Raw genomic sequence first — 7553 nt, 5'->3', positions numbered from 1 at the left:
TCGGCGAGCACCGTCCCGACGATCCCGATCGCGGCGCTGATGCCCTCGGCCGGGCGCCCGGCGCGGACTTCGGACAGCAGCGCCGCCATCGCCTCGCCCCAACTGCTGGCGTCGGTCACCGCCAATATTGCCTCGTCGGCGACGATCTCGGCGCGATGCTCGGCCAGCGACAGATAGATCAGGACCCCGGTGCGGCCAATCGTGCGCCGCTCGGCCCCCGCCTTGAACACGATGATCGCGCGGCGGCGCACGCGGCGCTGCTTGGACGTGCCGGGGGTCAGCATAAGGCGCAACTTCGGGATGCGCAGGATCAGCAGCACGATGGTGAATTTGAGCACCGCCAGCACCATCAGCAGGGTCAGCAGTTCATGCGGCCCGGGTGCCTCGCGCCAGCCGCCAAACAGCAGCTCGTCGTACCAGGTCAGCGTCGCCGGAAACGCCGCGAACCAGGCGAGGACCGCAATGAGTACCGCCACCGCCCAGTGCAGCGCGACATCGTGATAACTGTCGCTGCTCTCGCTCGCCGCCGCCACGATCTCGCCGTCACTGCCCAGCTCGGCAGCGGTGATCGCTTCGCCGATGCGGGTGCGCTCGTCGTCGGTCAGATCGAGCATCACCATCCCCCCGAAGAGCCGCCGCCACCGAACGATCCGCCGCCGCCGGAGAAACCGCCGCCGCCACCGCCCCAGCTACTGCCGCCACCGCCGCCCCAGCTGCTACCCCCGCCGCCGCCAAAGCCCGGTCCCCACAGGATGACCGGTGGCCCACCGCGACCGCCGGCGTAGCGCCGCCCGCTCGCACGGCGCACGATCGGCATGATCACGAACAGGATGATGATGATCCAGAAGATGATCGGGACGAAACCGGGCGAATCGTTCGACCGTTTCTGCTGCTGAGCCGCCGCCGCCGCGCGCTTATGCATTTCGGCGGCAGGGAGCGACATGAACTGGACTAGCTGGTCGGTCCCGGCAACGATCCCGCCCCCCATATCGCCCGCCTTGAACTTGGGCGTGATGACGTCGCGGATGATGACGCTCGACACGGCGTCGGTCAGGAACACGCGCGCACCATAGCCGGTCTCGATCCGGACGCGCCGCTCGTTGGGCGCGACGAGCAGAATGACACCGTCGTCCTTGCCCTTCTGCCCGACCGCCCAAGTCCGGCCGAGCTTGTAGCCATAATCCTCGATCGTTCGGCCCTGCAGGCTTGGCACCGTCGCGACAACCAATTGTCGCCCGGTCCCTGCCTCCAGCGCGGCGAGCTTCGACGTCAGGTCCACCGTCTGGCTAATACTGAGCAGGTGCGCATTGTCGACCACCCGGCCGGTCAGCGGCGGGAAGGTTTGCGCGAACGCCGGAGCCACGAAAATGAAGAACGCGATCAGCCACGCCGTCACCCCGGCCGAGGCCGGGGCCCAGCGCGACAGCAAACAGAGAAGCTGCGACGCGTTATTTGGTCTGATCGGGTCCCGGCCTTCGCCGCGATGACGACAAGTGAGCATAATGCTCACGGATACGCTCACCCGGTATTTCCGAAGTCGACCTTGGGCGCGGCCTGCGATCCGGCGCTCGCCGCGAACGGGGTCTTGGGCTTGGCGCCATAGAAGATCTTCGCGCCGATCGCGTCGGGAAAGGTGCGGATGCGGGTGTTATAGGCCTGCACTGCCTCGTTATAGTCCTTGCGCGACACCAGGATCGAATTCTCGGTGCCCTCGATCTGGCTCTGCAGCGTGAGGAAGTTCGCATTCGACTTGAGGTCGGGATAGGCTTCCTGCAGCCGTTGGAGCGGAATGATCGCTGCCGACACGCGGTTCTGCGCATCGTTGAACGCTTTGACCTTGGCCGGATCGTCGAGATCGGCGGCGCTCAGTTGCACGCGACCGGCGTCAGCTCGCGCCTGGGTGACTTCGATCAGGACTTTCGACTCCTGCTTGGCATAGCCCTGCACGGTCGCGACCAGATTGGGGATAAGGTCGGCGCGGCGCTGATATTCGCTTTGCACCTGGCCCCATTTGGCGTTGACGTTCTCTTCCGCCGTCGGGATCGAATTGAGCCCGCAGCCGGTAAGGCTGAGCGCGGCGAGCGGCGTAAGGAGACCGAAACGGCGCAGAACAGTCATGTGCAAACCCCTGTGTGACCTGAGACGCACTAGGTAGGCCGCGCCGGGTCCGCTTACAATCGGCGATCGACCAGCGGCGGCTTGTCCTTGGGCACGCGCACTCCTACTTGGCGATCGTGACCGCGACCGTCTCGACCCTTGCCGACCGGCGCCCGCCCTCCCTCGATCCGCTGCTGGCATTGACCGGCGAGCCGATGCACGCTGTCAACGCCGTCATCCTCGACCGGATGCAGTCGAAGGTCGCACTGATCCCCGAACTCGCCGGGCACCTCATTGCCGGCGGCGGCAAGCGGATGCGGCCGATGCTGACGCTCGCCAGCGCAGCGCTGCTCGATTATCCCGGCAACCGCCACCCCAAGCTGGCCGCCGCGGTCGAATTCATCCACACCGCGACCCTGCTCCACGACGATGTCGTCGATCTGTCGGCGATGCGCCGGGGCAAGCGCACCGCCAATCTCATCTGGGGCAATCCCGCCAGCGTCTTGGTCGGCGATTTCCTGTTCAGCCGGGCGTTCGAGCTGATGGTCGAGGACGGCAGCCTCAAGGTGCTCAAGATCCTCAGCCACGCCAGCGCGGTCATCGCCGAGGGTGAGGTCGACCAGCTCACCGCCCAGCGCCGCATCGACACTGGCGAGGACCAGTATCTGGCGATTATCGGCGCCAAGACCGCCGCGCTGTTCGCCGCCGCCTGCCGCATTGCCCCGGTCGTCGCAGAGGCGGGCGAAGCGGCAGAAGACGCGCTCGATTCCTACGGCCGCAATCTCGGCATCGCCTTTCAGCTGGTCGACGACGCGATCGATTACACCAGTGACGAAGCGACCATGGGCAAGGGTCTCGGCGACGATTTCCGCGAAGGCAAGATGACCCTGCCGCTAATCCTGTCCTACGCGCGCGGCAGCGACGACGACCGCGCCTTCTGGAAGGCCGCCGTCGCGGGCGATCGAGTGTCCGACGAGGACCTCGCCCACGCCGTCACCCTGATGCGCGACAGCGGCGCGATCGCTGACACGCTCGAGCGCGCCCGCCATTACGGTCGGCGAGCGATCGACGCCCTCGGCCCCTTCCCCGCCAGCCGCGCCAAGGCGGCAATGGTCGAAGCGGTCGAGTTTGCGGTCGCGCGGGCGTACTAGGCGCTACCCCTTCGGCCGCAGTGCGCTAAGGCAGCCAAGTGACCGAACTCCCGATCGACCTCGTCCTCCCGGAGCTTCTTGCAGCCCTTCGCGACGGCCCCCGCGCTCTGCTGATCGCGCCCCCCGGTGCCGGCAAGACGACGCGGGTGGCGCCGGCGCTGCTTGGCGAAGATTGGTGCAATGGGCAGGCGCTGCTGCTGGTCCCGCGCCGCCTCGCCGCCCGCGCCGCCGCCGAATATATGGCCCGTGCGCTGGGCGAGGCGCCCGGCGCGACGATCGGCTATGCGACGCGGCTCGACAGCCGGGTCGGCAAGGCGAGCCGGGTGATCGTCATGACCCACGGCGTGTTCCTGGCGCGGCTTCAGGCCGATCCCGAACTCGCCGGCGTGTCAGCGCTGCTGTTCGACGAGGTCCACGAACGCAGCCTCGACAGCGACCTGTCGCTCGCGCTGGCGCTCGACGCGGCGGGGGCGCTGCGGCCCGATTTGCGCATCCTCGCCATGTCGGCCACGCTCGACGGCGAGCGGTTCGCGCGATTGCTCGGCGATCCACCGCTGGTCGAAAGCGAGGGGCGCAGTTTCCCGCTAACGTTCCATCATATCGGCCGCGATCCGACCGCGAGGATCGAGCCGCAAATGGCCGCCGCGATCCGCCGCGCGCTCGGCGAACATGGCGGTTCGCTGCTCGCCTTCTTGCCCGGCGTCGCCGAGATCGAGCGCACCGCGACCGCGCTCGGCACGCTTCCGCCGGGAGTCATCCTCCACCGCCTCCACGGCCAGGTCGATCCCGCCGCCCAGCGCGCCGCCCTCGCCCCGCCGGCGCCGGGCACGCGCAAACTGGTGCTCTCCAGCAGCATTGCCGAGACTAGCGTGACGCTCGACGATGTCCGCATCGTCGTCGATAGCGGGCTCGCCCGGCGCCCGCGTTACGATCGCGGGGCGGGGCTCACCCGGCTGGTGACCGAACGCGCCAGTCGCGCCGCCGCGACCCAGCGCGCCGGGCGCGCCGCTCGCCAGGGGCCGGGGGTGGCGATCCGGCTGTGGGAGGAAGCCGCCAATGCCGCCCTGCCCGCGCACGATCCGGCAGAGATCGTCGACGCCGACCTGTCGAGCTTGCTGCTGACCTGCCTGACGTGGGGCGAGGCCGACCCGGCGCGGCTGCCGTTCCTCGATCCGCCGAGCGCGGCGGGGCTGGCCGAGGCGCGGGATCGGCTGGCGCGATTAGGCGCAATCGACGAAGCGGGGGCGCTCACGCCGCATGGCCGGGCGATCGCCGCGCTGCCTCTCGAGCCACGGCTGGCGCACATGCTGATCGAGACGAGTGCGCGCGGGTTCGGGCAGATCGGCGCGGAGGTGGCGGCGCTGCTGGCCGAGCGCGGGCTGGGCGGGAACGACGCCGATCTCGAGGCGCGCTGTCGGCGGTGGCAGGGCGATCGCGGGACGCGCGCCAATGCCGCTCGGCGGATGGCGGACGGGTGGGCGAAACGCACGTCCCACGCCCCCGACGGATCAGCGCGACACAGCGCAACTGCGCGCGGGACCGGAGCATTGGGCCAAGCCATCGCCCTCGCCTTCCCCGATCGCATCGCCCGCCGCCGCGACCCCACTGGCGAGTCATGGGCTTCGGTCGGCGGGCGCGGGTTCCGGCTCGACCCGACCTCCCCGCTTGCCCGCAGCGAATGGCTGGCGGTGGCTGAGGTCGCCGGCGCGGCAGCGGGCGCGCGGATCCTGTCGGCGGCGGCAATCGACTTCGCCGATGTCGAGGTCCTGTTTGGCGACCGGATCGAGCGCTTCTCCGACGTCCGCTTCGATCCCGCCACCAATGCGATTAGCGCGACCGTCGGGCGGCGGCTCGGGGCCTTGAGGTTGGCGAGCACGCCCGATCCCGCACCGTCCGCCCAAGCGATCGAGGCGGCACTGCTCGAGGCTGTGCGCAGTCATGGCCTCGACCTGCTCCCCTGGCCCGAATCGGCGATCGCGCTCCGCCACCGCGCCGCCTTCGCCCGCGTCCACGATCCCGCCATCCCCGACCTGTCCGACGAACCGCTGTTCGCCAGCATCGACGAGTGGCTCCCGCCGCTCTTGACCGGCAGGCGCCGCCTCGACGCCATCGACCCCGGCGGCCTCCGCGCCGCGCTCGACGGGCGGCTCGGCTGGGACGCGACGCGCAGCATCGACCGCCTCGCCCCCGCCACCTTTTGTGCGCCGGCTGGCAGCAGCCACGTCATCGACTATGCCGCGCCCAGCGGACCGACGGTCGAGCTCCGCCCGCAGGCGCTTTATGGCCTCGCCGAGCATCCGACCGTCGCCGCCGGGCGCGTGTCGCTGACGCTCAGCCTGACCTCTCCCGCCCACCGCCCGATCCAGACTACGCGCGACTTGCCCGCCTTCTGGGCCGGGAGCTGGCGCGAGGTCGCCAAGGAGATGCGCGGCCGTTATCCGCGCCACCTCTGGCCCGACGATCCCGCCGCCGCCGTCCCGACCCTGCGCACCAAGCGCGCCGACGCCCGCTCATGATCCGGCGCTCGTGATCCGGCGCTCTTGATTCCCCGCTCCCGCTGCGGCACTCGGCGGCCATGACCACCGCGCGCATCATCGAACAGGACCGCAAGACTACCCAGTCGGGCAAGGCCAAGGCCGGCCTATGGGTGCTGGAGATGGAGCGACAGCAGGCGCTGCGGCCCGATCCGTTGACCGGCTGGTCGGGATCGGGTGACACCGACACGCAGCTTCGCCTGAGTTTCGACAGCAAGGAAGCGGCGGTCGCCTATGCTACGCGCAAGGGCTTCGACGTCCACATCGTCCCCGCCGCACCTGTGGCGCTTAAGCTACAGACCTACGCCGACAATTTCCGTTAACCGTCTGGACTTGCACTCTTCTCCTGCCTGAGGCAGGGATTGCTCGCCGAAGACTAGGGGGAACACTGTCCGCTTATTGCGTCCAGTTGATTGTCGGCACGCGTCCAGAAGCAATCAAACTTGCACCACTCGCCCATGCGCTCGCCGCGATCGGGATCGCGCCGCGCCTGCTCCTCACCGGGCAGCATCCGAACCTGCGCCCCGAGGATCATGGGCTCGGCGGATTGCCGTGCGACCAGCTCGGCTGCGCCGGGATAGCCGATCCGATTGCGCACGCCGCGCTGGTCGCGGCGGCGATCGAGCCGATCCTCGACCGCGACCTGCCCGACCTCGTCATCGTTCAGGGTGACACATCGAGCGCGCTCGGCGGCGCGCGGGCGGCGGCGAAGCTCGACTTCGCGCTGGCCCATGTCGAGGCCGGGCTGCGCAGCTTTGACCAGGCCATGCCGTGGCCCGAGGAAGGCAACCGCATCGCCATCGACGCCCTGGCCGATCTGCTGTTCGCCCCGACCGAAGGCGCCGCCGCCAATTTGCGCAGCGAGGAGGTGACGGGGGAGATCCTTGTCACAGGCAATACCGGCATCGATGCACTACTTGCGGTGCTCGGCACCTTGGCGCCGTTGAAGCCGCAAGCCAGGCGCTTGGACGATCCGCTCGATATCCTCGTTACCTGTCACCGCCGCGAGAATTGGGGCGGAGGGATCGAAGCGGTGGCCGCCGCGCTGATCGAACTGGCCAGCGAACGCACTGCCCGGGTCGAGGTCATAATCCACCCTAATCCGCAGGTCGCCGACGCCATGCGCATGCTCTTCGCCCGCGAGCCCGGCATCACCCTTTCCCCGCCGACCGGCCATCGCGGCATGATCGAGCGGATGCGCCGCGCCGAGCTGATCCTTAGCGATTCGGGCGGGGTGCAGGAGGAAGCGCCGACACTGGGTGTGCCGCTGCTGGTCCTGCGCGAACGGACCGAGCGGCCCGAGGCGCTGGCGGCGGGCAACGCCATGCTGGTCGGCACCTCGACCGAGCAGATATTGGCCGACGTGCGCCGACTGCACCGCGACCGGGCCGCGCTCGCGGCTATGGCCCGCCCTTCTCAGCCGTTCGGTGACGGCCACGCCGCGCCGCGCATTGCCGGCCACATCCGCCGCTGGCTGCTTCACCGCGACCAGCGCAGCTCCGCCGCCTGATTCGCTTTTTAGGAGAATGGCACCTGCCGCGCACGCGCGAGATTGACGAATCCGCGCGAACGCGACATAGGCCCGGCGCGCCCTGCCCCGCAGCGGCCCCTTCGTCTAGCGGTTAGGACGTCGCCCTCTCACGGCGAAAACACGAGTTCGATTCTCGTAGGGGTCACCAGCTAACCGATTGGAAAGTTGACAATTTATTTCGGATCAGGACGCCGCGAGCGGCGCTTCCCCCAACTTTTCCCCGCTATCCGTGCCAGAGAC

Annotated in this window: 7 protein-coding genes and 1 tRNA gene; 5 read left to right on the top strand and 3 right to left on the bottom strand. The window is 69.2% G+C overall.

The window, feature by feature from the left end:
* The 3 genes from RMN84_RS06705 to RMN84_RS06695 form a co-directional block, all read right to left on the bottom strand.
* On the bottom strand, positions 1-614 hold a 614-nt coding region (locus RMN84_RS06705), incomplete at its 3' end, for a hypothetical protein (protein WP_309611412.1).
* Positions 614-1429, bottom strand: coding sequence for a TPM domain-containing protein (locus RMN84_RS06700; protein WP_309611411.1), 816 nt, complete (start codon positions 1427-1429; stop codon positions 614-616). The genes RMN84_RS06700 and RMN84_RS06705, both read right to left, overlap by 1 nt.
* A gap of 89 nt (positions 1430-1518) precedes the next feature.
* Positions 1519-2118, bottom strand: coding sequence for a LemA family protein (locus RMN84_RS06695; RefSeq protein WP_309611410.1), 600 nt, complete (start codon positions 2116-2118; stop codon positions 1519-1521).
* 116 nt (positions 2119-2234) lie between these two features.
* On the opposite strand from RMN84_RS06695, the gene RMN84_RS06690 reads away from it, so the two are divergent.
* From RMN84_RS06690 to RMN84_RS06670, 5 genes are all read left to right on the top strand, one after another.
* Positions 2235-3248 carry a polyprenyl synthetase family protein gene (locus tag RMN84_RS06690; RefSeq protein ID WP_309611409.1) on the top strand — a complete coding sequence of 338 codons (1014 nt, stop codon included), beginning with the start codon at positions 2235-2237 and terminating at the stop codon, positions 3246-3248.
* A gap of 38 nt (positions 3249-3286) precedes the next feature.
* Entirely contained in the window at positions 3287-5764 is a 2478-nt protein-coding gene (hrpB, locus tag RMN84_RS06685; RefSeq protein WP_309611408.1) for an ATP-dependent helicase HrpB, read from the top strand.
* A 59-nt stretch (positions 5765-5823) separates the two neighbouring features.
* Entirely contained in the window at positions 5824-6105 is a 282-nt protein-coding gene (locus RMN84_RS06680; RefSeq protein WP_309611407.1) for an NADH dehydrogenase ubiquinone Fe-S protein 4, read from the top strand.
* Positions 6106-6191: 86 nt separating this feature from the next.
* Positions 6192-7292, top strand: coding sequence for a non-hydrolyzing UDP-N-acetylglucosamine 2-epimerase (gene wecB / locus RMN84_RS06675; protein ID WP_309611406.1), 1101 nt, complete (start codon positions 6192-6194; stop codon positions 7290-7292).
* A 94-nt stretch (positions 7293-7386) separates the two neighbouring features.
* Positions 7387-7461: transfer RNA gene (locus tag RMN84_RS06670), tRNA-Glu, on the top strand.
* Positions 7462-7553: the final 92 nt, after the last annotated feature.

This window comes from Sphingomonas sp. (genome assembly GCF_031380695.1).
Classification (GTDB): Bacteria; Pseudomonadota; Alphaproteobacteria; order Sphingomonadales; family Sphingomonadaceae; genus Sphingomicrobium.
The sequence above is the reverse complement of the archived record's forward strand: the minus strand, read 5'-3'. Positions and strand labels throughout refer to the sequence as shown.

Bases quoted from the DNA above. Each gene is read 5' to 3' on its own strand.
- RMN84_RS06695 (WP_309611410.1), bottom strand. From the start codon at position 2,118: ATGACTGTTCTGCGCCGTTTCGGTCTCCTTACGCCGCTCGCCGCGCTC.
- RMN84_RS06680 (WP_309611407.1), top strand. From the start codon at position 5,824: ATGACCACCGCGCGCATCATCGAACAGGACCGCAAGACTACCCAGTCG.